18 protein-coding genes are annotated in these 22,985 nt (G+C 73.5%); 10 read left to right on the forward strand and 8 right to left on the reverse strand.

Features of this window, described 5'->3' with window-relative positions:
• Positions 1 to 21 precede the first annotated feature (21 nt).
• Entirely contained in the window at positions 22 to 1,512 is a 1,491-nt protein-coding gene (locus tag IE275_RS01690) for an aldehyde dehydrogenase (protein WP_189706652.1), read from the forward strand.
• The gene (locus IE275_RS01695; protein ID WP_189706653.1) at positions 1,509 to 2,225 is read left to right on the forward strand and encodes a gamma-glutamyl-gamma-aminobutyrate hydrolase family protein; all 717 of its coding nucleotides are present in this window, start codon (positions 1,509 to 1,511) and stop codon (positions 2,223 to 2,225) included. The genes IE275_RS01690 and IE275_RS01695 overlap by 4 nt, the downstream gene beginning before the upstream one ends.
• Before the next feature lie 2 nt (positions 2,226 to 2,227).
• On the opposite strand, the gene IE275_RS01700 is transcribed toward IE275_RS01695, so the two are convergent.
• On the reverse strand, positions 2,228 to 3,076 hold the full coding sequence (locus IE275_RS01700) for a bifunctional methylenetetrahydrofolate dehydrogenase/methenyltetrahydrofolate cyclohydrolase (protein WP_189706655.1): 849 nt from the start codon (positions 3,074 to 3,076) through the stop codon (positions 2,228 to 2,230).
• 90 nt (positions 3,077 to 3,166) lie between these two features.
• Complete coding sequence (locus tag IE275_RS01705; protein WP_189706657.1) at positions 3,167 to 3,739, reverse strand: MarR family winged helix-turn-helix transcriptional regulator; 573 nt, start codon at positions 3,737 to 3,739, stop codon at positions 3,167 to 3,169.
• A gap of 163 nt (positions 3,740 to 3,902) precedes the next feature.
• Here IE275_RS01705 and IE275_RS01710 point away from each other — a divergent pair, with 163 nt between their 5' ends.
• Both IE275_RS01710 and IE275_RS01715 read left to right on the forward strand, forming a co-directional pair.
• Positions 3,903 to 4,733 (forward strand): ATP-grasp domain-containing protein, encoded by an 831-nt coding sequence (locus IE275_RS01710; RefSeq protein ID WP_189706659.1) that lies wholly within the window; start codon positions 3,903 to 3,905, stop codon positions 4,731 to 4,733.
• A 58-nt stretch (positions 4,734 to 4,791) separates the two neighbouring features.
• Positions 4,792 to 5,649, forward strand: coding sequence for a peptidoglycan-binding domain-containing protein (locus tag IE275_RS01715; RefSeq protein ID WP_229870044.1), 858 nt, complete (start codon positions 4,792 to 4,794; stop codon positions 5,647 to 5,649).
• A 222-nt stretch (positions 5,650 to 5,871) separates the two neighbouring features.
• On the opposite strand, the gene IE275_RS01720 is transcribed toward IE275_RS01715, so the two are convergent.
• The 5 genes from IE275_RS01720 to IE275_RS01740 all read right to left on the reverse strand — a co-directional run bounded on the left by IE275_RS01720 (position 5,872) and on the right by IE275_RS01740 (position 13,717).
• Complete coding sequence (locus IE275_RS01720; protein ID WP_189706661.1) at positions 5,872 to 8,229, reverse strand: SpoIIE family protein phosphatase; 2,358 nt, start codon at positions 8,227 to 8,229, stop codon at positions 5,872 to 5,874.
• Between the two features lie 89 nt (positions 8,230 to 8,318).
• Complete coding sequence (locus tag IE275_RS01725; RefSeq protein ID WP_189706663.1) at positions 8,319 to 8,702, reverse strand: hypothetical protein; 384 nt, start codon at positions 8,700 to 8,702, stop codon at positions 8,319 to 8,321.
• 291 nt (positions 8,703 to 8,993) lie between these two features.
• Entirely contained in the window at positions 8,994 to 9,917 is a 924-nt protein-coding gene (locus tag IE275_RS01730) for a MurR/RpiR family transcriptional regulator (RefSeq protein ID WP_189706666.1), read from the reverse strand.
• Positions 9,918 to 10,700: 783 nt separating this feature from the next.
• Complete coding sequence (locus IE275_RS01735; protein WP_189706668.1) at positions 10,701 to 12,617, reverse strand: phosphatase PAP2 family protein; 1,917 nt, start codon at positions 12,615 to 12,617, stop codon at positions 10,701 to 10,703.
• A gap of 191 nt (positions 12,618 to 12,808) precedes the next feature.
• Complete coding sequence (locus IE275_RS01740; protein ID WP_189706670.1) at positions 12,809 to 13,717, reverse strand: N-acetylglucosamine kinase; 909 nt, start codon at positions 13,715 to 13,717, stop codon at positions 12,809 to 12,811.
• Between the two features lie 322 nt (positions 13,718 to 14,039).
• On the opposite strand from IE275_RS01740, the gene IE275_RS01745 reads away from it, so the two are divergent.
• The 6 genes from IE275_RS01745 (at position 14,040) to IE275_RS01770 (ending at position 22,312) form a co-directional block, all read left to right on the forward strand.
• The gene (locus tag IE275_RS01745; protein ID WP_229870045.1) at positions 14,040 to 15,173 is read left to right on the forward strand and encodes an ROK family transcriptional regulator; all 1,134 of its coding nucleotides are present in this window, start codon (positions 14,040 to 14,042) and stop codon (positions 15,171 to 15,173) included.
• Between the two features lie 274 nt (positions 15,174 to 15,447).
• A complete protein-coding gene (locus tag IE275_RS01750; RefSeq protein WP_189706674.1) occupies positions 15,448 to 16,770 on the forward strand; it encodes an extracellular solute-binding protein in 1,323 nt (440 codons plus the stop codon).
• A gap of 122 nt (positions 16,771 to 16,892) precedes the next feature.
• Positions 16,893 to 17,813: a carbohydrate ABC transporter permease gene (locus IE275_RS01755; RefSeq protein ID WP_189706676.1), complete on the forward strand. Its 921-nt coding sequence runs from the start codon at positions 16,893 to 16,895 to the stop codon at positions 17,811 to 17,813.
• Complete coding sequence (locus IE275_RS01760; RefSeq protein WP_189706678.1) at positions 17,810 to 18,712, forward strand: carbohydrate ABC transporter permease; 903 nt, start codon at positions 17,810 to 17,812, stop codon at positions 18,710 to 18,712. The genes IE275_RS01755 and IE275_RS01760 overlap by 4 nt, the downstream gene beginning before the upstream one ends.
• A 2-nt stretch (positions 18,713 to 18,714) precedes the next feature.
• The gene (locus IE275_RS01765; protein WP_189706680.1) at positions 18,715 to 20,433 is read left to right on the forward strand and encodes a hypothetical protein; all 1,719 of its coding nucleotides are present in this window, start codon (positions 18,715 to 18,717) and stop codon (positions 20,431 to 20,433) included.
• Between the two features lie 49 nt (positions 20,434 to 20,482).
• Complete coding sequence (locus IE275_RS01770; protein ID WP_189706682.1) at positions 20,483 to 22,312, forward strand: hypothetical protein; 1,830 nt, start codon at positions 20,483 to 20,485, stop codon at positions 22,310 to 22,312.
• On the opposite strand, the gene IE275_RS01775 is transcribed toward IE275_RS01770, so the two are convergent.
• Positions 22,305 to 22,943 carry a DUF6461 domain-containing protein gene (locus IE275_RS01775; RefSeq protein ID WP_189706684.1) on the reverse strand — a complete coding sequence of 213 codons (639 nt, stop codon included), beginning with the start codon at positions 22,941 to 22,943 and terminating at the stop codon, positions 22,305 to 22,307. The genes IE275_RS01770 and IE275_RS01775 overlap by 8 nt on opposite strands.
• Between the last annotated feature and the right edge of the window lie 42 nt (positions 22,944 to 22,985).

Genomic DNA, 22,985 nt, shown 5'->3' on the forward strand with positions numbered 1-22,985 from the left:
GCACACTCCCGAAGGACACCCATGTCGGCCCTCACCCACGACGAACTCCTGAGCCGCGCGAAGGCACTGGAGTTCCCCGCCCACCATCACATCGACGGCACCGACGAACCCGGCTCCGGCCCCTCCTTCGCCGTCGTCTCCCCACGCGACGGACAGGTCCTCACCCGGGTCGCCGACGCGACCGACGCCGAGGTCGGCCACGCCGTCGCCGCCGCCCGCCGCGCCTTCGACACCGGCCCCTGGCCGCGCCTGGCCCCCGCCGACCGCGGCCGCGTCCTGCTCCGCATCGCCGACCTGCTGGAAGAGCAGCGGGAGCGGCTCGCCCTCACCGTCACCCTGGAGATGGGCAAGCCGTTCACCGACGCGTACGCCATCGAACTGCGCGCCGCGATCGCCACCTTCCGCTACTACGGGCAGCTCGCCGACAAGCTCACCGACGAGGCCCCGCACACCGCCCCCGACACCCTCGCCCTGGTCACCCGTGAACCGGCGGGGGTGGTCGGCGCCGTCGTGCCCTGGAACTTCCCGCTCACCCTGGCCGGCTGGAAGGTCGCCCCGGCGCTCGCGGCCGGCTGCACCGTCGTACTGAAGCCCTCCGAGTCCTCCCCGCTCTCCGCGCTCCTCCTCGGCCGGATCGGCACCGAGGCCGGGCTCCCGCCGGGCGTCCTCAACGTGGTCACCGGCGACGGACCGACCGCGGGCCGCGCGCTCGGCCTGCACCCGGACGTCGACGTCCTCGCCTTCACCGGCTCCACCGCCGTCGGCCGCCACTTCCTGCGCTACGCGGCCGACTCCAACCTCAAGCGGGTCTGGCTCGAACTCGGCGGCAAGTCCCCCAACATCGTCCTCCCGGACGCCCCCGACCTGGACCGGGCGGCGGCGACCGCGGCCTGGGGGATCTTCTTCAACCAGGGCGAGATGTGCACCGCCCCCTCCCGGCTCCTCGTGCACTCCTCCGTCGCGGAACGGGTCACCGAGGCCGTCGTACGGCGGGCGCGCGAGGTCCGGGTCGGGGACCCGCTCGACCCCGCCACCGAGATGGGCGCCCTGGTCGGCGAGGGACACCTGGAGCGGGTGCAGGACCACATCGGCACGGGCCTGGCCGAGGGCGCGCGGCTGCTCACCGGCGGCTCCCGCACGCTCGCCGGCACCGGCGGCACCTATCTGGAGCCGACGGTCTTCGACCGGGTGGGCCCCGGCACACGGCTGGCCCGCGAGGAGATCTTCGGCCCGGTCCTGTCCGTCCTCGCCTTCGACGACGTGGCGGAGGCGGTCCGGCTCGCCAACGCCACGGAGTACGGCCTGGCGGCGGGGCTGTGGACCGCCGACCTGTCCACCGCGCACACGGTGTCGCGCGCGCTGCGGGCCGGCACGGTCTGGGTCAACTGCTACGAGGAGGGCGATCTCACCGTGCCCTTCGGCGGGATGAAGCAGTCCGGCAACGGACGCGACAAGTCCGCCCACGCCCTGGAGAAGTACACCGAACTGAAGACCACCTGGATCCAGCTGTGACGACGTCCCCGCGGCCGCTCATTGCGATTCCCGCCCGGTTCTCCGCCACCACCTCGGCGCTGCGCTTCGCCGCCGAGGTCAACGCCCGCGCGCTGGTGGAGGCGGTGTGGCGGGCCGGCGGCGAACCGGTCACCGTCCACCCCGCCGACCCGGCCGGCGCACCCGCCCGCCTCGCCCGTTTCGACGGTCTGCTGCTGCCCGGCGGCGGCGATCTCGCCCCGCACCGGTACGGCGCCGCCGGCACCCATGCCGCCGTCTACGACGTCGACGACCTCCAGGACGACTTCGACCTCGCCGCCGCCCACGCCGCCCTGGCCGCGGGCCTGCCGCTGCTGGCCGTCTGCCGCGGTCTCCAGGTCGTCAACGTGGCCCTCGGCGGCACCCTGGAGCAGGACATGGGCGGCCCGGACCTCGACCACCGCCACCGGGTGCATCCGGTGCGGGTCGCGCCGGGCACGGCGCTGGCGGCGGCGGTCGGCCAGAAGAAGGCGGACGTCTCCTGCTACCACCACCAGCGCGTCGACCGGGTGGGCGCCGGCCTCACGGTCACCGCCACCGCCGCCGACGGCACGGTGGAGGCGCTCGGACTGCCGGGCGCCCGGGGCTGGTTCACGGCCGTGCAGTGGCACCCGGAGGACACCGCGCACCAGGACCCCGCCCAGCAAGGGGTGTTCGACGCCCTGGTGGGCGCGGCCGCCGCGCGGCGGACCTGACGTCAGAGCCGCTCGGCGGCCTCGACCACGTTGGTCAGCAGCATGGCCCGGGTCATCGGACCCACCCCGCCGATCGGCGGCGCGAAGGACCCGGCCACGTCACCGACGTCCGGGTGCACATCGCCGAGGACCCCCTCGACCGTGCGGGTCAGGCCCACCGAGAGCACGGTGGCGCCGGGCTTTATCCAGTCCGGGCGGACCAGGTGCGCCACACCGGCCGCGGCCACCACCACGTCCGCCTCGCGGGCGTGCGCGGCCGTGTCCTGGGTCGCCTCGTGGCACAGCGTGACCGTGGCGTGCTCGGTGGCCCGGGTCAGCATCAGGCCCAGCGGACGGCCCACCGTGACACCGCAGCCGATGACGCAGAACTGCTGACCGGTGATCGGCACCAGGTTGCGGCGCAGCAGGTCGATGATGCCGCGCGGGGTGCAGGGCAGCGGCGCCGGAATGCCCAGCACCAGACGGCCCAGGTTCGTCGGGTGCAGTCCGTCGGCGTCCTTGACCGGGTCGATCAGCTCCAGCACCGCGTGCGTGTCGATGTGGGCGGGCAGCGGAAGCTGCACGATGAAGCCCGTGCAGGCCGGGTCGGCGTTGAGCCGCAGCACGGCCGCCTCGACATCGGCCTGGGAGGCGTCGGCGGGCAGTTCCACCCGGATCGAGGCGATGCCGACCTGTGCGCAGTCCCGGTGCTTGCCGCCGACGTAGGAGAGGCTGCCCGGGTCGTCGCCGACGAGGATCGTGCCCAGTCCCGGGTGGATGCCGCGCTCCTTGAGCGCCTGGACCCGGAGGGCGAGTTCGTTCTTGATGTCGGCCGCGGCGGCCTTGCCGTCGAGAAGTGTTGCGGTGGTCACGGGTGAACGAGCCCTTCGGGAGAGAACGACGGTCCTGCCATCGTACGACCCGGCCGGACCCCGCGATCTCCGGGCGATCTCCGGGCGATCTCAGGCCCTGGGCCGCCGGCCGCTGCGCCGGGGCGCCGGTTCCGCGCCGTCGAGCAGGGTGTGCCGGCGCTCCTCGCCGTGTTCCTCGACCTGGAGCACCACCTGCCGCAGCGCCTGGGCGAGCCCGCGGCACTCCTCGTCGTCGAGCCGGCCGGTGACGAACGCCTCCTCCTCGTTGAACTGCGGGAACAGCCGTCGCATCAGCTCCTCGCCCTCGTCGGTGAGGCTGAGCAGCACGAGCCGGCCGTCGCTCGGATGGGCCGCCCGGTGCAGCAGCCCCCGGGCCTGAAGGGTGCGCGCCACCCCGGTCAGCGTGCCCTTGGAGATCCCCGCTTCCTCCGCCACGTGCCGGGTCTCCGACTCGCCCCACACCCAGACGACCCAGAGCACCACGAACGCCGTCCAGGTGAGGTCGGACCCGCGCAGCACCGAGTTCTCCAGGTGCTGGCGCACCGCCGAGGCGGCCCGGTAGATGTTCGCCACCGCCGCCATCTGCTCCCGGCGGATCGGGATCCCGCCGAGCTTCGCCGACGCGAGCCCCTCTGCTTCGGTGATGGAACGCTGGCCGGGCACGGGCGGCTCCTTCGGATCGCGCTCCGGGGCACGGCACCCCGGTGGTCGTACGGACTCAAATTGTACGGAGGTCCGGCCCCCGACCGGCACGCCCGCCGCCCCGACGTAACCTTTCCGCACCGCACCGCACCCGCACCCCTCCCCACCCCGCGAGGAGCCCCGCATGTCCGCCGCCGCCCGCCCCCGCCTCCTGTACGTCACCGACCTGGCGTACCCGGCCCGCGGGCGCCGCTACTGCGACGAGGACATCCACCTCACCTCCCGGCTGCGGGCCCACTTCGACCTGGCCCTGTGCCATCCGCTCGACGCGGCCCGGCTGATGGACGGCTTCGACGCCGTCGTCGTCCGCAACAGCGGCCCCGTCCTGGGGTACGCCGCCCAGTACCGGGCGTTCCGCGAGCACGCGACCCGTACCGGGGCGCGCGTCTACAACCCGCTCACCGGCAAGGCCGACATGGCCGGCAAGCAGTACCTCCTGGAGCTCACCGAGGCCGGCTTCCCGGTCATCCCCACCGTCGACCGCGCGGACGATCTGCACCGCCTCCCGGCGGCGGACCGTTACGCCGTGAAGCCCAAGCTCGGCGCCGACTCCATAGGCCTGGAGTTCGTCACCGCCGACCTGCTGCCCGCGCTCACCTACGGGTCGATCCTGGTCCAGCCCCGGGTGGAGTTCTCCTACGAGGTCTCCTTCTATTTCGTCGACCACGACCTCCAGTACGCGCTGTACGCCCCGGACCCGGCCCGCCGCTGGGACCTCCAGCCGTACGCGCCGACCGCGGAGGACCGGGAGTTCGCCCGCCGCTTCATCGAGTGGAACGGTCTCGCGCACGGCATCCAGCGGGTCGACGCCTGCCGGGCCCCCGGGGGCGAGCTGCTGCTGGTGGAGCTGGAGGACCTCAACCCGTACCTGTCCCTGGACGTCCTCGACGACGCCGGACGGGACGCCTTCGTCGCCGCGACCACCCGTTCCCTGCACCGCTTCCTCGCCGGCTGAACCCCGCCGCCCGCGCGCCCGTATCTCTCCCCGGGGACACGGACGGAGGGAGACCAGCGTGCCGACACCGGCCGAACCGGGGCAGGAGCCCCACGAACGACCGGTCCTGGAGCCCATCCGGGTCCTGCGGCCACGCAACACCGACGCTCTCGCGGAACTGTTCCGCGAGATGACCGAGGACACCGGCACCGAGGCCTACGAGGCCGTACCGCTGCCGGAGCCCTCGGCGGCCGTGGAGGACCCGACCGAGGAACTTCCCCAGGTGCCGGCCGGCGGGACGGACTTCTTCGGCGCGGGCACCGCCGCCCCGACCGTCGGCGGGCGCCATCTCAGGACGGGATCGACGTTCCGGCGTGCCGACGGCAGACGCACCCGGGGCGGCGCCGCGCCCGCGCGGTCCCCCGGAGCCGGATCCCCGCTCACGGCGCCCGGCGCCCGGGAGACGGCGCGGCCGGGCACCCGGGCCGCTCACCCGCGGGAGCCGGACGGCCGCAGGCGCCCCGGATCCGGCGTCGGCCTGCGCCGCGCCGCCGTGACCGTCGCCGTCGCCGCGGCGGCACTCGTCGGCTTCGCCTGCGCCCTGCTGCTGCCCGGCCGGGGCGGCGAGGCGGCGGCCGCGCAGACACCCCCGTCGGCCACCCCGAGCCCCGCGGCCACGGCACCCTCGCCCACCGCCGACCCCGACGGCGGGGGCACCCTGCGCGAGGGCGACAGCGGAACCGAGGTCACCGACCTCCAGCAACGGCTGCTGCGCATCCCGAACGTGTACGACAACGGCGCCACCGACGGACGCTACGACGCCGTCCTCACCGAGGCCGTGGCCCGCTTCCAGGTCTGGTACGGCATCCGCGGCGACGAGGACGGGGTCTACGGCGACGACACCCGCGAGGCGCTGGAGTCGCGCACCGGCGGGTGAGGCGCTGACCCCGCGGAAACGACGACGACGGCAATGTGGCGCGTGTCACAATGCTCGCGGGGTCGGCGCGCGTTCGGCACGTCGGCCCGTCGAGCCGAAAGCCGTCCGAATGAACGTCTCCCGCATCCCGGGTCTGGTGCTGCCCGTCGCCTTCCTGCTGGCCCTCGTCGTCGGGGCGGTCTGGTACTGGCGCCACCGCGACGACTGAGCCGTCCGCCCTCCCTACTCCTCCGTGTCCTCGGGCACCCGGATGTCCAGGACGCACACGTCGTCCCGTCCCTCGGGATCCAGCAGCGTGCCGAGCAGCCGCCCCAGCGGCGCGGGTTCGGCCGCGGCCGCGCGGGCGAGCCGCTCAAGGCCCCGGTCGATGCTCTCCGCGGGCCGCTCCACCAGGCCGTCGGTGTAGAGCAGCAGCCGGTCGCCGGGGGCGAGCCGGACGTCCGCCTCCGTGTAGTGCGGGGTCTCGCTCGCGCCGAGCAGGATCCCGGCGGGCCGCCGAAGATAGGCCGCCTCCCCGGCCCGCACCAGCAGCGGCGGGGGATGTCCGGCCTGTGCCCACTCCAGCCGCCGGTCGCCGCGGCGGTAGCGGGCCAGCACCATGGTCGCCGTGCCGTGCGGGTCCCGGGAGTGCAGCAGCAGGGCGTTGAGCCGGGTGAGCGCCCCCGTCAACGACGAGCCCGTGATGACCATCCCCTTGGCGGTGAATCGCAGCAGCGCCATCGCGGCGACCGCGTCCATGCCGTGCCCGGCGACGTCGCCCACCACGAACAGGGCGTCGCCGTCGGGGAGTTCGATCGCGCTGAACCAGTCGCCGCCCACGTTCAGCCCCGACTGCGCGGGCAGATAGGCGATGTCGACGCGCAGCCCGGCCAGCCGGAGCGGCCGCTTGGGCAGCGGCAGCAGCGCGTCCTGGAGCCGGGCGGCCACCGTGCGTTCGGCCTGGAGCATCCCGTGCTGGGTGAGGATCGCCCGCTCGGTGGCGACCAGGGCGAGTTCGGCGCTGCGCAGCGCGGTGACGTCCTGGACGAAGCCGTGCACCTCGACGGGGGTGCCCTGAGCGTTCGTCACCGCCTCGGCGACCGCCCGCAGATGCCGTACGCCGTCCCGCGCGGCGATCCGGAACGGCACGTCGCACGCCTGCCCGTCCCGCAGCAGCGTCCCGACGGCCCGCGCCAGCGCCGGACCGTCCTCGGGCACGGTGAGCCGGGTCAGCCGGGTGAGCGGCAGGGCGCCTCGCGCCGGGTCCCGGTCGAGGACGGCGAACGCCTGGGAGGACCAGGCCGCCTCTCCGGTGACCAGGTTCCAGTGGGCCCAGCCGAGGTTGCCCAGCCGCTGCACGTCCGCGAGCCGCTGTTCCTGCCGGTCGGAGGGGTCGTGCCGGACCCAGCTGACGACCAGCCCGTCGCCCAGCCGCGCGGCCCGCGCCGAGTAGGTGGACAGCTCACTGACGCCCTCCACCCTCTGCTGCCGGGCGAACGGCTCGCTCTCGTAGGCTTCCGTACCGGCCAGCGCCTCCAGGCAGCCCTGCCACAGCGGCTCGCCCGCCACGGCGGGCCAGCACTCCAGGAAGCGCAGGCCGACGAGTTCCCGGCCGCTCCGGCCGGTCGCGTCGAAGGTGCCGGCGGTCGCCGCGTCGACCCGGAAGTCCTCGACCCGGCCCGCCGGGCGGCGCAGCGGGGTGAGCAGCACCGCGGCGACCGGCATCCGGTCGAACACCGTCTGCACGGCGTCCGCGGCGGTGCCCTGGGCGGGCTCCCGTCGGACGCCGAAGCCGTGCAGCGGGCCGGCGCACAGCCGGGCCGCGGCCAGCAGCAACTCCCGGACGGGCGGCGGGAACGGGCCCTCGCGCCGGCGCAGGATCCCGAGGACGGCCTGCGCCGACTCCCCGACGGCCACCGGCAGCCAGGCGTGCGAGCGCCACTGCGTCCGGGTGTCGCCGGCCGCCGCGTGGTCGAGCAGGTCCGCGGCGGGGTCCTCCGGCCAGCACGGCCGCCCGGTGTCGAGGGCCTCCAGCGCGGCGTTCCGGGCCGACGGCGGCAGCCGGCTCCACCGGTCGGCCGGTGTGTCGTCGGTCCCGGCGTGCCCGAGGGGTTCCAGTCCGCCGGCGGGCGGCCGGGTGTAGAGCAGCACCGCGTCGGCGCCGGTGTCGGGGGCGAGCCGCTCCAGCAGAGTGCGGGCGAGGTCCTGCGGGCCGCCGACCCGGGCCAGGGCCCTGGCCAGCCGGCCGAGGGGGTCGTCGGACTCCTCGGCGGGCACGGGCTGCGGCGCGGGAACGCCGGCGCGCGGCGGCCTGGGGGCGGTGCGGTCAAGGAGGGCGAGTCCGCCGAGGGTGATCCAGCACTCCTCCAGCAGGGTGCGCCCGCCGGTCGACGCCCGGCTGCGCAGTTCCTCCTGCGCCGCCTCCGGGGAGCAGCCGAGCCGGGCCATCACCGCGCCCGTGGCCCGCTCCAGGACGGCCGAGGTGGCCGCCAGGTCCTGCAACCGGTCCAGTTCGGCGCGCTGGTGGGCCACGACCCGGGCGAGCGCGGCCAGATCGGGCGCGGCGCCGGAGCCCGCGGGCGGGGCGGGTTCTGTCGTCACGCCCCGAGCATGGCACAGGAGCGGCGTGCTGATCAGGGCCTTGGGGCAGCCGTCCCGCCAGGGGCGACGCCCGGAGCGGAGCGTGCCGTTCAGCGCGTGGTGCCGTGCTCCACGAGGGCCTGGGTCACGGCGCGGACGCTGCGGGCGATGTGCTGGAGCTGCATGACCTCGGCGGCGTACAGCTTGATCGTGTGTTCGATGACCGACTCGGGCATGCCCAGTCGGGGCAGGTCGGCGCGGGCGGTCTGGAGGGCGGTGCGGGCCACCCGGACCTCCTGCTGGACCTGGAGCTGCGCGTGACGGGCGAGCAGCACCGGGTGGCGCAGCAGGGCGGGGTAGCTCGCGTAGCGCGCGGGCACCAGCTCGCGCAGCCACTTCGCGGCGGATCGCTCCCAGTCGTAGCTGCCGGGGGTCTTGACCTGGCACGGCCAGTCCGGGCTGATCCGCGTCGTCGTCGTCAGGGTCATGATCATCGCTTCCGGGAGGGTGGCGTCGTGACGGGTGGTCCGACGTTCGGGGCGGCCCCGGTCCAGGGGATGACCGGGGCCGCCGCGGGCGCTCTCTCGAGGAGAGGCCCCGAGCGCCCTGGGCGCCGACGTGGGTAGGGGACGGCGGCCTCGGGTGCCCGTTCAGGTGCCCTTCGTGGGCGGTGCGGCCGTGAGCAGTATTTATATATGCCGACCTCTTTGCAAGACGTATGAAAACATTCATGCGTGAAATGGCCGCAATGATCCCTCTGTCGTTTTTCAAGGGAGGGGGGTCGGTCAGTCGCGCAGGAAGAACTGGTGCTGCTCGGCGATCTGCTCGTACTCCTCGAGCCTCGCCTGGGTGCGTTCCGGGCCGGCGTCGGTCATGGCCTGGAGCACCGCGGCGGCCACCACCCCCGGGGCCGCGTAGGAGTCGAAGACCAGCCGGGACCCGGTGCCGGTGGCGAAGGTGACGTCGGCCTCGTCGGCCACCGGCCCCAGCGACAGGTCGGTGATCAGCGCGACCTTCAGCCCGGCGCTGCGGGCCACCCGTACGGCCGTCAGCGTCTCCGTCGCGTGCCGGGGCATCGAGAACGCCAGCACCCAGGTCCCGCCCGCCTCCCGGGACTGGAGCAGCGCGTCGTAGGCGACGCTGCCGCCCCGGGTCACGAGCCGGACGTCCGGATGGACCCGGCGGGCCGCGTAGGCGAAGTACTCGGCGAGCGAGGCCGAGATCCGCAGTCCCAGGATGGTCAGCGGTGTCGACTGCGACAGCTTGCGGCCGATGTCGATGACCTGGTCGGGGTCGCCGAAGTCGCGGCGCAGGTTCTCCAGGTTCTCGATCTCCGCGTCGACCGCCGCCTGGAGCTCGTTGCTCCGGTTCACCTCGGCCGCCGCGGGCCCGCCCGCCAGGGTGCCGAGCGCGATCGACTGGAGCCTCTCCCGCAGCGCGGGATAGCCGCTGAAGCCGACCGCCGCGGCGAACCGGGTCACCGAGGGCTGGCTCACCCCCACGCGTTCGGCGAGGTCGGTGATCGACAGGAACGCCGCCTCGGTGATGTTCTCGATCAGATACTGGGCGATGCGCCGCTGGCCCGGGGACAGATGAGGTCCGTCGAAGAGGGCCCGCAACCGGGAGGTCGGGGACACCTCCGTCTCCGGCGCGGTCTTTCCCGAGGTGATGGCGGATGCCTGTGCGCGTGCCTGCTGGGGCGATGGCACCGGTGCGCCTCCTTTGTCTCCCACGCAGCTCAACATAGCTCACGGACTGTGCCGGACAGGGTGCCCGAGAGCGCTCCCTCGCGCATCCCACTTGCGGTTACCGTCGGTAGAGCGTGATCGAACCGCCCCTCGCGCGGGGCGCGCCCGACCGGGCCGACGGGGTCTGTCGTGCCGGGCGAGGCCGTGCCGGTCGGACGGGTCGGCGGGGGTCCGTCGTCCTGGTCGGAAGGGCCGGACAGGTCGGCCGGGGTCCGCCGCCGGTCTCCGGCGCGCGCCGGGCCGGGCCGGCCGGGGCTTGCCGGGCCTGGTGACGGGGGCGGGTCGGCCCGTGGTGGCGGGACCGCTCGGGTCGCTTGTGCATGCGGGGGGGGGGGGTCGGTCCGCCGATGCCGGCCTGCGCCGGCCGGCGGCTTCCGGGGCCTCCCGTCGGCACCGCCGACGTCCCCGGATGCCACCGGATGCCACCGCGGCGAGGGCCGAACGGCCGGCAGGCGCCGGACGCCGTGTCCGCGGCGGAGCGGTGGGCCGCTGGGCCGCCATGGCCGCGGCCCGGCGGCAGGCGCCGGCCGTCGTCGCTCCGGCGATGCCGCGCGCGCCGGGTGCCGTTGCTTCGGTGGAGCCGCAGGCGCCGGACGCTGCCGCCCCGGCGGTGCCGAGCTGCTGGCTGCCGTGGTCCCGGCGGAGCCGAGTCCACCGGCGGCCGTAGCCGCCGCACGAACGAAGAACGGCCCGCCCCGGCCCCGAGGGGCCGTGCGGACCGTCCGTCCTGTGGCGCGGAAGCCGTTACCGCTTCAGGATCCGTACCGACAGACCGTCCGCCGTGTACACGGGGACGGCGCGCAGCGTGTCCGAGTCCAGCTCCACCCGGTCGAACTGGCCGCGCAGGGCCGAGGCCTCGATCACCGGGACGACGGTGCCGGCGACCGGCGGCCGCTCGGGGTCCGGGCGCAGCGACAGCACGGCGCCCCGCTCCAGCCGGACCCGGCCCGACACGGTGAGCACGGCGCCGTGCCCACGGCGCACCGTCAGGTCCAGCACCGCGCCGGACTCCTGGACCCACGTGCCGCGCACCCGCACCGGCAGACCCGCGCGCAGGGTGCCGCCGGTCAGCCGCACATCGCCCTGGCCGAGCGCGTCGGCGTGCCCGGCGACCAGGGTGCCCGCCTCCAGCAGGGTGCCGCCGTGGTAGCGGTTGTGCCCGGTCAGGGTCAGCGTGCCCGAGCCGCGCTTGGTCAGCCCGCCGTCGCCCTCGATGTCGTTGCGCCACGCGTCGGCGGTGTGGAACCCGCCCTTCGACGCCTCCAGCGTGACCGTCACGTCCGAGTCGAAGGAGCCGTAGCCGTCGGCGGCGGTGAACAGGTCGAGCCGGCCCCACTGCTCGAAGCCGTCCAGCAGCACGTATCCGGAGGGCAGCGCGGTGCTGCGCAGCACCTCGCGGCGCTGGGCGGCGGTCAGGTACGGCTGGCGGGTCTCCAGCAGCACCTCGGCGCCCTTGGGCACGGTGAGGGGCTCCTTGCGGCCCTGCCGTTCCAGGACGTAGGTCAGCCGCGGTCGGTTGGCGCGGGCGTTGGCCTTGCGGTCGGCGTACGCGTCGTTCGCGTCGGAGTGCGCGTGGGCGAACAGCGTGTCGGCCGTGGTGCCGGTCCGCTCGGTGAACCAGGCCAGGGCCTGGGCGCGCGCGGCGGCCTTCAGTTCGGCGTTGGCCGGGTCGGCGAGGGCGGCCGCGGCCAGGGCGGTGGCCATCACGCGGCCGCCGAGGACGTCGACCGTGGAGTGCATGCCGGACACGATCCGGGTGTGGCTCAGCTCCAGCGCGCGGGTCACCAGCTCCTGGAACCGCTCGGGCACCGCGTACGCGAACGCCAGCGACGCCAGGTGGAAGGCGTTGGTGTGGCCGCTGGGGAAGCCGCCGTCGTCGGCGGGGGAGGTGCCGCGCTGGCGCAGCAGCTGCGGGACCACGACCACCTTCGAGTCGTACACCGGGTAGCCGAGCGCGTCGGTCCGCCCGGTGTCGACGACCTCGCTGTTCTCGTTCATGCGCCACGGACGCGGGTACTGGAAGGCGTACTTGCCCGGGTTGCCGGAGGCGAACGGGCCGCGCACGGTGTCGACCAGTTTGGCGACCAGGCCCAGGTCCGAGGTGTACGAGCCCGCGCCGATCGCGGAACCGGCGGGCGCGTCGGCGGGCACGGCGTCACTGACGGTCGTCGCGGGGGTGGTGTCGGGCGCGGCGGTGATCGACGTGACCGCCTTGGCGCCCTGCCTGTACAGGCCGGCCAGCGGGCCGAGGCCGCCGATCATCGCGTAGCTCTGGTGCTGGCGGTCGTACACGAACGCCTCCCGGCCCTGCGCCTCGGTGCGGGCCGTGGTGACCGCTGCGCAGTACCGCACGTTGGCGCGCAGGATCTCGGGCCGCAGCGGTGTGCCGGTGTTCCAGGCGCCGCCGGTCTTCCATATCCGCGCGAAGCCGCCGAGGATCCGCACCACGGCGTTGGTCTCGGGCGTGAGGTTCGTCGTCAGGTTCGTCCGGTAGTCGTCGACGAACGGCAGCGGGTTCGTGGCGGCCTTGGCGTCGGCCGCCCCCAGCCAGGAGACCAGCGTCGGGGCGGCGACCAGCGCCGCCGAGCCACCGAGGGAGGTCTTCAGGAAGCGCCTTCTGTTCACGGCCGAGGGGGTGTCGGTCCCGGCGGGTGACGGCATGGGTGTGCCTCTCTCGAGTTCTGTGGCCTGCGGCCAGAGGGAAGAGGTGCGATCGTGTGCGACTCGTCGGTCTTCTGGTGACTTCCGAGCCGGATGATGCGTCCGAGCGAAGATCTACGGCCGGGTCGTGTCCCGTCCGCGAGGATGCGGCGGCCGGTGCGTGTCCTGAGGGTGAACGGGCGGTGGTCGCCTCACAGAAGCGAACGTGCCAGCGCCACGGCGCCCTCGACCGGCGGGCCGGTCAGCCGCCGCGGGCGGGCCCCGGAAAGCGCTTGGGCGAGCGCGGCGGTGAAGGCCTCGTACAGCGCGGGCTGGCCGAGGACCGTGCCGCCCGCCACCACCACGTCGTCGACCGCGACCCCGCGGGCGGCGAGCCGGACGACGAGCGCGGCGAGGTCCGCGCCGGCCCGTGCGATCACGGCGTGGGCGAGCGGTGAGCCCTCGGCGGCGGCCGCGAAGACGGCGGGGGCACGGCGGCCCCACTCGGCGGAGACGTCCGAGACGCCCTCCAGCGCCGCGCCGAGCGCCGGGATCTCCGGCACGTCGAACGCGGCGACGAGGGCACGGGCGAGGGCGTCGGGTTCCTCGCCGCGGTCGTGCGCGGCCCATACGGCGCGGGCCGCCTCCCGGACGAGACCGGCGGCGCCGCCCTCGTCGCCGAGGACCGCGCCCCAGCCGCCGACCTGGACCGGGCCGCCGTCGGGCAGCCGGCCCACCGCGACCGAACCGGTGCCGGCGACCAGGCCGACCCCCTTGTCGAGGCCGGCGGCGGGGACGAGCAGTTCGGCGTCGCCGACGACCCGTGCGGGCACGCCGAGCAGGTCGTGGAGGGCGGTACGGATCTCCGCGCACTGGCGCGGTGTCTCACAGGCGTGCGCCCCCACGGCGAACGCGGCGGGGTGTGCGCCCGGGGGCAGTGCCTCGTGGACGACGGCGGCCAGCCAGCGCGCGGCGGCGGCCGGGTCGTGCGGCCGCCAGCCGGCGCTGGCGCGGACGTGGTCGGCCACGACGGCGTCGCCCGCCCGGGCGCGCAGATGCGTCTTGGTGCCGCCCACGTCGACGCCGACCACGAGGGGGCACGCGGGGGGAGAGTCCTGCACGGATCCTCTTTCGTCGTTGCGTGGAGCTGCTGCGACGGCGGGCGAGCCGGGACCGCGGGAAAAGCGATTCGGTGAACTAGGGAAGCCCCGGGACGGGCTTCTGGTGAGGCACGGCAGGCGAGTACCGTGAAGTTCGTTAGGAAGTTAACTAACGAAGTACAGTGCGTCAAGAGGAATCGCGCACGCGACCACCGAGGGGCCCGTCCGGGCCGCCGCGGGACGGGAAGGCGCGACGTCGGTGCATCCCATCGCCGCAGCCCCCCGAGACGTTCGGTCCGGGCGCGCGGCCCGTACCCGTGTGGGGGAAACTGTGGAACGCGACGTGGCGGAGGCCCCCCGCCTGACCGAGAGCTCGAGCGCGGTGTTCGCCGTGCTGGCCCAGGCGGGCAGCGCCACCCGGCCGCAGCTCGCGAGCCTGGCGGGGCTGTCCAAACCGACGGTGTCCGCGGCCGTGGCGGAGCTGGAGACCGCACGGCTCGCCGCGCACTCCGGCACCGCGTCCAGCGGCACCGGCCGCTCCGCCGCCGTCTACCGGCTCGGGCCGGCCGCCGGGGCCGTGCTCGCCGTCGATCTCGGCCCCGCCCTGACCCGGGTCCGGGGCTGCGCCCTGGACGGCAGCCCGCTCGCCGAGGTCACGGCCTCCCGCGAGGACGCCGCCGGCGCCGTGCGCGAGGCGCTCGACGCGCTGCCCGGCGGTGTCCCGCTGCGCACCATCGTCGTCGCCGTCGGTGATGTCGCCGCCCGCGACCGGCAGGGCAGCGGGATGCGTCCCGCGACCGCCAAGGCCGGACCGGTGTTCGACGCCATCACCGTCGCGCTGCCGCCGGGCGTGCCCGTCCACCTGGAGAACAACGTCAACTGCGCCGCGCTGGCGGAGCTGCACGAGGGCGCCGCCCGCGGCCGCCACACCTTCGGCTATCTGCGGATCGGCGTCGGTATCGGTCTCGGCATCGTCGTGGGCGGCCAGGTGCTGCGCGGATCGAACGGGGCCGCCGGAGAGCTGGCCCGGCTGCCCTATCCGTGGGACGACGAGCGCGAGCCGCACCGTGAGGCCCTGGAGGAGTACATCGGCGCCCGCTCCCTGCTGCGTCGGGCCGCCGCGGCCTGGCAGGACGGTGACGGCCCGTGCCCGCGCAGCACCGAGCGGCTCTTCGCCCTCGCCGGGGAGGGCCGCAGCGCGGCCTGCGCGGTCGTCGGCCGGCACGCCGTGGACGTGGGCCGGCTGGCCGCCGCCGTGACCGCGGTGCTGGACCCGGGCCTGATCGTGCTGGGGGGCAGCACCGGCGCGGATCCCCAGCTCCTGCCCGGTGTTCGGGCCGAGCTGGCGCGGCTGAGCTGGCCCACCGAGGTGGTCAGCAGCACGGTCGGCGATCTCGGCACGGTCGCCGGTGCGGCACGGCTCGCGGTCGCCCGGGGAGTCCAAACCGTGACCGAGGCCGCGCGGACCAAGGATTGACGGCCCGCGACTCGGTCTGCCAATGTCCGGACAAGCGCTTTCTAAGTCGGTCGGGACACCGGCTTGGGCGAGCGTCCCGCCCGTACTCGACGTACGGCAACCGCACCAGGGCGTGCTTGTGCGGCGACGGCCACAGCGGCCGGGGACCCTCTCCTGTCAGGATGACGCGGCCGGGCGAGGCCGCGCCCTCGGAAAGCGAACTCTCCTCCGAAATGCACCAGTGCCGCCTACGTCGGCGCCGTGCTCCGTCCCCTCTGACGAAATGGGATCGAAGATGACCACTGTGGGTGTGCGGCGCTCCCGCCGACTCGGCCGCGGCGGTATGCGCCGCCTGGTTCCCCTCGCTGCCGTGGCGACGGCAGGTGCCCTGCTGCTCTCCGCCTGCGGGTCGGGATCGGACTCGGGCGGTACCTCCAAGTCGCTGACGTTCTGGATCTCCACGGTTCCGGGGCAGGACGCGGGCTGGAAGAAGATGGTGGCCCAGTACGAGAAGGAGACCGGCGTCAAGGTCAAGCTGGTCAACATCCCCTACGACGGCTACGCGACGAAGCTGCGCAACTCCGCGCAGGCGAACTCGCTGCCCGACGTGGCGGCCGTGCCGGCGCTCGACCCGATCTGGTCGAACAAGCTGATCGACCTCGGCGACATCGCCGACAACAAGACGAACAAGATCAACGCCAACTTCGTCGCCAAGGACTCCTCCGGGAAGGTGCTGTCCATCCCCTCGGACGTCACCGCGTCCGGCATGTTCATCAACAAGTCGCTCTTCGAGAAGGCCGGCGTCGCCTACCCGACCTCGCCCGACAAGACCTGGACCTGGACCGACTTCATCGCGGCGGCCGACAAGGTCCGCGAGAAGACCGGCGCCAAGTACTCCCTCACCTTCGACCAGTCGCCCTCCCGGCTGCGCGCCATGGTGTACGAGACGGGCGGCAAGTACGTCCACGCCGACGACTCCGGCAAGTTCTCCGTGGACGAGGCGACCAAGAAGGCCGTGAAGACCTTCGTCGGATGGAACGACGACAAGACCATGCCGAAGTCGGTGTGGACCAGCGGCGCCGACCCGTCGGCCATGTTCCAGAGCGGTGACGTCGTCGCCTACTGGTCCGGCGTGTGGCAGGTCGCCGCCTACTCGGAGAGCATCACGAAGTTCGAGTGGGCGAGCGTCCCGACCCCCGCCGAGCCGGTGCAGGCCAGTGACGTCAACAGCGGTGGCATGACGGTCGGCTTCAACAACAACGCCGACGCGGCCGCTGCCGCGAAGAAGTTCCTGTCCTGGCTCTACGAGCCCGACCACTACAAGACGCTGTGCGAGACCTCCGGCTTCCTGCCGGTCGAGAGCGGTCTGAACCCGGAGTACCCCTTCAAGTCCGAGGCGGCGCAGGCGGCGTTCAAGCTCTACAACGAGTCCATCCCGCTCTACGACCCGATCTCCGGCTACTTCAACAGCGCGCAGACGAACTGGGTGCTGAAGGGCAAGAGCCTCGCCGACGACCCGACCAAGGCGGAGCTCGGCAAGGCGATCAACGGCGAGCAGTCGTCCGACAAGGCCCTTCAGAACATCGTCGACGGCTACAACCAGCAGGTCGGCGGCTGATCGCAGGCCGACAGGCCCGGGCGGCGGTGTCTCGACCCCGCCGCCCGGCCCGGCCGACCGGCCAAGGCCTCGCTCATGGCGTGAGCCCCAGGAATCCATTCCACCAGCACGGAGTCAGGAAGATGACAAAACGCGCCTCGGACGCTTCGGACGTGTCCGTGAGCCCGCCCAGGAGACGCAGCAAGTACACCCTCGCACCGCTCGTCCTCATCGCGGGCAATGTCGTGCTCTTCGCGCTGTTCTTCGTCTGGCCGGCGGTGATCGGGCTCGTCTACTCCTTCACGAACTACACGGGCGTGGGTGAGTTCCAGTTCGTCGGACTGGACAACTACCAGAAGCTGCTCGGGGACTCGACCTTCTACGACGCGACGAGCCGCACGCTGCTGTACACCGTGCTCTTCGTTCCGCTGAACTTCGTGCTGTCGCTGCTCATCGCCAACCTGCTGGTGAGCAAGAACGCCAAGGGCGCGTCGGTCGCCCGCATCTTCTTCTTCATCCCGTGGCTGCTGTCGCCCATCATCGTGGGCGTCCTGTGGCGGTGGCTGTTCGGTGAGAACTTCGGACTGGTCAACTACTTCATCGAGAAGGTCGGCGGAAGCGCCGTTCCCTGGCAGTCGAACGCGGACCTGTCACTGATCGTGGTCGTGGTGGCGGCGGCCTGGGCCTGGACGGGCTTCTCCATGCTGCTGTTCATCGCGGCGATCAAGAACGTCCCGACGTCGTACTACGAGGCCGCCGCGCTCGACGGCGCCGGTCCCTGGCGCCAGTTCTTCAGCATCACCCTGCCCAGTATCGCCCCCACGTCCTTCATCGTCGTCCTGCTCAACACGATCCACGCGATGAAGGAATACGCGGTGTTCGCCTCCCTCAACAACGGCGGACCCGGAACGTCGAACAACCTGCTGGTCCAGTACATCTACCAGACGGGGTTCAAGTCGGGCCAGATCGGCTACGCGAGCGCCGCGTCGTTCGTGCTCATGCTCATCCTGATGGCCGTCGCGGTGATCCAGATGATGGTCAACCGGCGGGTGGAGAACCGATGACAACCACAGACACAGTGCGCAAGTCCGACGCCGGTTCCGTGCCGGCCGTCCCCAGGAAACGGTCCCGTGGCTCGGCGACCGGCGGGCTTCGGCGCGCGATCGCCCCGACGACTCTGCTGTGGGTCCTGGCGGGCCTCTACGGGATCCCGGTGCTGTGGTTCGTCCTCAGCTCCTTCAAACCGGCGGGAGACCTGTTCTCCCTTCCGCTGACGGTGTTCCCGGACAACCCCACCGTGTCGGGTTACAAGGAGGCGTGGGCGAGCGCCAACTTCTCCGGGTACTTCGTCAACACGATCATCGTGTGTGTGATCGCGACGATCCTCACGGTGGGAGTCAGCTGCTGCACCGGGTACGCGCTGGCCAAGTACGACAACAAATGGCTGAAGGCCTTCTTCCTCTGCATCCTGGCCACCACGATGCTGCCGGCCGAGGTCATGCTCGCCCCGCTGTTCCTGGTGGTCCGCGACCTCGGCCTCTACAACTCGCTCTCCGGCATCATCCTCCCGGCCCTGCTCACCGCGACCGGGTGCTTCATGTTCCGCCAGTTCTTCCTGACGGTCCCCGACGAGCTGATCGAGGCCGCCCGCATCGACGGCGCGCGTGAGCTGTCGATCTTCATGCGGATCATGGTGCCGCTCTCCCGGCCCATCATGCTGACGCTCGCCATCCTGTCGTTCCAGTGGAGGTGGAACGACTACATCTGGCCGCTGCTGATGCTGAACGACCCCGAGAAGTTCACGGTGCAGATCGGCATCCAGAGCCTCGTCGGCGCGCAGAACATCAACTGGTCGGTGCTGCTCGGCGGTTCGGTCATCTCCATGATCCCGTTGATCGTCGTCTTCCTGGTGTTCCAGAAGTACGTCATGAACGCCGACATCAATGCCGGACTGAAGGACTGACCTTGTCCACCCCGCTCGACCACGCGTTCGTCCGTGCGGCGGCCCACGCCGCCGACCGGACGGCCGCCCCGCTCGCGGCCCGCCCCGACGAGGAACCCGCCGGGGTGCCGCACCGTGGTCTGGCACGCCGGGTGAAGACCCTGGTCGCCGCCTACCGTTCCCCGGAGTCGGCTCTGCACGGCAGCGGGCGGGCCGTCGCCGCCGCGACGACGCAGCTGCGTGCCCTGCGGGCCGTGCAGACCGCCTCCGGGCTCTTCGCGGGCGGCGACAACGTGCAGTCACCGCCGGACTCCGCCTTCACCGTCAACGACGTGTGCGACGCGCACGTCCTCGCCGCGGGCGCGGGGCCGGAACTGAGCGAGGTCACGGCGGCGCTCGCCCGGATCGCCGACGCCGCCACCGGCAGCCTCCTCACCGGCGGGGTGCACACCCCGAACCACCGCTGGGAGCTGTGCGCGGCGCTGGCCCGGCTCCACCGGTCGTTCCCCGACGACCGGCTCCTCGACCGTGCCGAGGAGTGGCTCGACGAGGGCGTCGACATCGACGCCGAGGGTCTGTACTCGGAGCGCAGCCCCGTCTACGCGTCCCACGTGACCAATCCGTCGCTGCTCCTCCTGGCCGACGTCCTCGACCGCCCCGACCTGCTGCACGCCGTCGAACGCAACCTGGCCGCGACCCTGGACCTCATCAGGCCGGACGGCACGGTGGAGACCGTCCACTCGCGACGGCAGGACCAGTACGGCCCCTTCCTACTGGCGCCCTACCTGCCGCACTACCGGCTGCTCGCGGTCCGCACCGGCCGGGGCGACTTCGCCCGGGCGGCGCGGCTGGCGGCCGCCGGCGGCGTCGACGACCCCGACCTGCTCGCCCAGACCCTCCTCACCCCGGACCTGTGCCGCGCCCTGCCGGACCCGGAGCCGCGGACGCCTCCGCGCGACCGGTACCTCGCCACCGCAGGCCTCGCCCACCGCGCCTCGGCCGCCGCGCACACGGTGCTGTACGGCGGCTCCGACGTGCCCGAGCACCGGCGCATCCGCTCGGGCCTCGCCTGCAACCCCACCTTCCTGCGTCTGTTCGCCGGCGACGCCGTCCTCGACGCGGTCCGTCTCGCACGGGGATTCTTCGACCTGGGCCCGTTCCGTGCCGCCGACATGCACCGGCTCGCCGACACCCGGTACCGGCTCACCCAGACCCTGACAGCCGCCTACTATCAGCCGCTCCCGAAGGGCGAGAGGCGGGACGACGGCGTCTACCGGCTGGCGGACGACGGACGCTTCTCGGCCGCGATGGCCTTCGCGGACCGGCCCCGGGACGAGGTCTCCCACACGACCCGCGTCGAGGCGGACCTGCGGGACGACGGCGCCGACCTGCGGATCGACATCAGCGGCCCCCCGGTGCCCTGGGCCCTCGAACTCACCTTCCGGCCGGGCGGCGTGCCGGTGGGTGCCGTCCCGATCGACGACGGGCGCTGGTGCCTGACGGCCGGCGCGATGACCTACCGGGCCGGCGACGACGAGATCCGGGTCGAGGTCGCCACCGTGGCGGGCGAACCGCTCGCCGGGCCGGACCGGAGCGACGTACTGCGCTACGACCCGGGTCAGGACCACACCGTGGTGGGCGGCACCGACGCGACGACCGGGAACCGTGTCTACCTCGGCGGACTCGGCCCGCACACGCTGACCGTCGCCCTGTCCGCCCGTCGGCCCGCACCTGTCGGGTGAACCCGACACACCACACCATGGCCACCCCAGGCATGAAGGACTGATCCCCGTGCACCTCCCACGCCAGCTCGGTTCGCTGCACGACCTGCCGGACACTCCGCAGGCGTACGACGCCGTGCTCGCCGACGTCACCGAGCAGGCCCTCGCGCGCCTCACGCCCGAGGGCAGCCTCGAACACCCCGACTGCGTCGACGACATCGGCGACACCTCCCTGGGCATCACCTCCCTCCTCGCGTTCGCCTGGCAGCGCGGCAAGGACCCGCGGCTCCCGGAGGCGGTGCGCAGGAGCCTCGCCTTCCATCTGCGGGAGCGGGTGTACACCGACGACAACCCCGGCTATCCGAACCTGAGGGTCCGCGACTCCGGGCTGCCCTACGCCCGCTACACGCTGGCGGCCGGCGCGCACCCCATCGGTGACTGGCCGAGCACGGTGTGGGCACTGCTCCAGGCCGTCAACGTCCTCGACACGGCGGACGGCCTGGTCGACGACGGGCAGCGGGCCGAGCTGCTGGAGGTGGCACGCGGCTACTGGAGCTGGCTGACGGAGGCGACCTTCTTCAACCCGCAGGAGGCGGGCAACCAGGCGATCGGATGCGTGGTCGGCGGTCTGATGCTCGCCCGCCACCTGCCCGCCGAGGAGGGGCGGCGGGTCCGCTCGCGCGCGCTGGAGCTGTACGACGGGAAGATCCGCGCCCACCGGGTCGCCGACCGGGGCGCCCTGCTGCCCCCCGAGCACGGCGGCGCCTACGACAACAACTACGGTCCGATCTCCCTCTCCTTCCTCGCCCAGGCCCACCGGGTCAGCGGCGAGGAGATCTTCGCCGAGGACGGCGACGCCCTCGCCCGCTACCTCGACGCCCGGCTCACCGGCGGGGGCTTCGACAACGGCGGCCCCCGGTACAGCGAGCAGCACTCCGGCTTCGAGTCCGTCCTCGGGCTGCGCTACTTCGGCGCCCGCATCGGCTCCGACCTGGGCCGCTACCGGGGCGACACCCGCTGGGGGCGCCACGCGGCCAAGCCGGACGGCGGCGTCGACGGCCACTTCGCCTGGATGCTGGTCTGGCAGATCCAGGACACCACCCCCTGGCACCGCGTCCCGGCGCGCGGGCCCGCCCGGCACCAGCTGCGGGCCGGCACGGTCTCGGTGGCCTTCGACTCCCGGATGACGCCGGCGGTGATCGAGGCGGCCGGCAGCTATCTGCTGCCCGCGGCCGTCGACCGCCAGCACGGCTTCGGCCCCGTCCTCGACGGCTTCCTGTTCTGCCGTCCCATGGGCGAGGTCCGCGTCCGCGATCTGCGCGCCGACGGCCTGACGGCCAAGCTGGTCACCAAGCCGGTCGTCGGCCGCGACCACGTCCTGCGGCACGTGCGCTCCCTGTACGTCACCGACGGCACCACCCTGTGGACGACGGTCGCCGTCGAACGCCTCCCCGGCACGCCGTACCTGCTGGCCGGCCTGCCGTACGCCGAGGACGACGGCGAGCGCGTCCGCCGTACGGCACGGGCCGCCGTGTCCTCGGCGGGCGGTCTGCGGCTCACCCACCCCGAGGCCGAGGGCGACGCGTACTTCGACGCCCGCGCCGAACGCACCCAGGAGCAGGCGGCCTTCGCCCTCGCCGCCGACCCGCGCGGCTACGGCGACCCCGACGAGGGCTGGAAGCACCTGGTCGCCTCCACCGCCCTGGAGGCCGGGCCGGTCGCCGACGCGCCGGACGACCTGCACGTGTTCGCGGTGCGCTACGGCATCGAGGAGCCGTTCGCGCTGTCGGTCGCGTGGGACGAGGAGGGGCTGACCGTGCGGACGGACGCCTTCACGGCGGTCCTCGGGGCCGACGACGCCCGTGGCGAACCGGAGCTGACGCTGCGGGCGGTCAGCTGACGTCGAGCGTCATCCGTGGGGTGCCGCGCACCGCGTACGCGGGCAGCCGGGCGTCCCCGAGGACCGCGGGGGAGAGGGAGAGACCGAACCGCCGCTCCACGACGCCCAGGCTGCGGCGCAGGCCGACCTTGTAGTCCTCGTCCTCCGGCGGCAGATACGTTCTGCCGTCGGGGGAGAGGACGCCCGCCGCGACCAGGTCGGGCAGGAACAGGTCGGGCTCCTCGCCCCAGCGCCATATCTCCTCCCGCAGCCCGTACCCGCACACCCACACCCCGTCGCGGGCGTAGTGGACATCGGCCGGCGGGTGCTCCTGCGGCGGCACGTACCGCACGACCTCGGCGCCGTCCCGCGAGATCTCCGCCAGCAGGTCACCGCCGGTCGAGTCGCCGTACTCCACGGCGAAGGACCACTCCCCGCCGCTGCCCGCACGGATCACGCCGTCCCCGTCCGCGGCCGGGCGCCACCCCGTGATCCCGAGCCGCCCCACCTCGGCGTCGGTGATCGGCTCCGTGGCCCCGTCCGGGTCGCCCCCCATGCGCACGGCCAGCTCCTCGGGGGTGATCCCGCGCGCGAACACCACACTGGACATCCACCCGTCCCGGTCCACCAGCCACACGATTCCGTCGCTCATGCGGGCACCGTAACGGGCGCCACCGACAACGCGGCCTGCCGC

This window comes from Streptomyces phaeofaciens, from assembly GCF_014648915.1.
GTDB lineage: Bacteria > Actinomycetota > Actinomycetes > Streptomycetales > Streptomycetaceae > Streptomyces > Streptomyces phaeofaciens.